Annotated in this window: 1 protein-coding gene; it reads right to left on the reverse strand. The window is 71.4% G+C overall.

The annotated features are described in order from the left end of the window. Positions 1-1,658, reverse strand: a 1,658-nt coding sequence (locus ACIOJE_RS41260) for an AMP-binding protein (protein WP_400783841.1), incomplete at both ends; no start/stop codon positions are given.

Raw genomic sequence — 1,658 nt, forward strand, 5'->3', positions numbered from 1 at the left:
GGGTTCGGCGGCGATGTGGGCGCGGAGCAGCGGTGCCAGGGTGAGGTCCATGGTGGCGGGGCAGGCTGCGGTGAGTTCGGCCTTGGCGTCGTCGCTGGTGATCTCGTGCTGGTGGACGGGGAGTTGGGCGTGGCGGGCGACGACCTGGACGGGTTCGGGCAGGCCCTCCCAGAGGAAGGCGGTACGCAGGATGTCGTGGCGGTCGATCACCCGCTGCAGTGCGCCGAGGAAGATGTCCAGCCGCTCGCGCGAGTCGAAGGTGAGCATCGTCGGCGTGACGTAGGTGTCCTCGCCGCCCGCGCCGGTGGAGATCAGGTGGTGGAAGAAGATGCCTTCCTGGAGCGGGGCGAGCGGGTAGATGTCCGCGATGTCGGCCGCGCCGCCGGGGAATGCCGCGGTGATCCGCGCGATCTCCTCGGTGGTCAGCTCGATGAGTGGCAGCATCGCGGGGGTGATCTCCCGGGCGTCGGCCGGGATCAGGTTCGGCGGGACCACCACCGCGCCGGTGTCGGCGGCCGCCGCCAGCCGGGCCACCGTCGGGGCGGTGAACAGGGTACGGACGTTCACCGGGACGCCCCGCGAGCGCAGCCGCTCCACCAGCGTGACGGCGAGCAGGGAGTGACCGCCCAGCGCGAAGAAGTCGTCGTCGGCGCCGACCTGCGGCAGGCCCAGGACTTCGGCGAACACCTCGCAGATCACCGTCTCCCGTGTCGTGACGGGTGCCCGGTAGGCGGTGTCGGTGTCGGCGGTGAAGTCGGGGGCGGGCAGGGCGCGGCGGTCGAGCTTGCCGTTGACGGTCATCGGCAGCGCGTCGAGGGTGACGATCGCGGCCGGGACCATGTACTCCGGGAGTGTGTCGGCCAGGTGGGTACGGAGCGTGGCCGGGTCGAAGTCGGAGGCGGGGACGACGTAGCCGACGAGGCGCTTGTCGCCGGGCAGGTCTTCGCGGACGATGACGCTTGCGCGGGCGATGGCCGGGTGTGCGGCCAATGCGGCTTCGATTTCGCCGAGTTCGATGCGGTAGCCGCGGATCTTGACCTGGTCGTCGGTGCGGCCGAGGTATTCGAGTTCGCCGTGGTGGTTCCAGCGGGCGAGGTCGCCGGTGCGGTACATCCGGCTCCCGGACGGGCCGTAGGGGTCGGCGGTGAAGCGTTCGGCGGTGAGGGCGGGGCGGTGGAGGTAGCCGCGGGCGAGCTGAGCGCCGGCGATGTAGAGCTCGCCCGGGACGCCGGCGGGGACGGGGCGCAGTGCGGTGTCCAGGACGTAGGCGCGGGTGTTCCACATCGGCCGCCCGATCGGCACCACCGGACCGTGGTCGTCGGCCCTGAGGAGATGATCGGTGCACGCGACGGTGGTCTCGGTCGGCCCGTAGTGGTTCACGATCGCGACGCCCGGGTGCTCGCGGCGCCACCGTTCCAGGAGCGTGGAGGGCAGAGCCTCCCCGCCGAGCATCAGTCGGCCGGTCGGGACATGGCTCTCGGAGAGCGCGTCCGCGTAGGCGAGGCCGCTGGGTGTGGCCTTGAAGAGGGTGAGTGGTTCGTTGGTGAGGGTGGTCGGGAGGTGTTCGTCGAGTGCTGCGAGTCGGACCTGGCCGCCGGTGGTGAGGGCGCCGTAGAGGATGGTGACGCCGGCGTCGAAGGAGATGGAGGCGTGCAGGA

Source organism: Kitasatospora sp. NPDC087861, assembly GCF_044742585.1.
Classification (GTDB): Bacteria; Actinomycetota; Actinomycetes; order Streptomycetales; family Streptomycetaceae; genus Kitasatospora.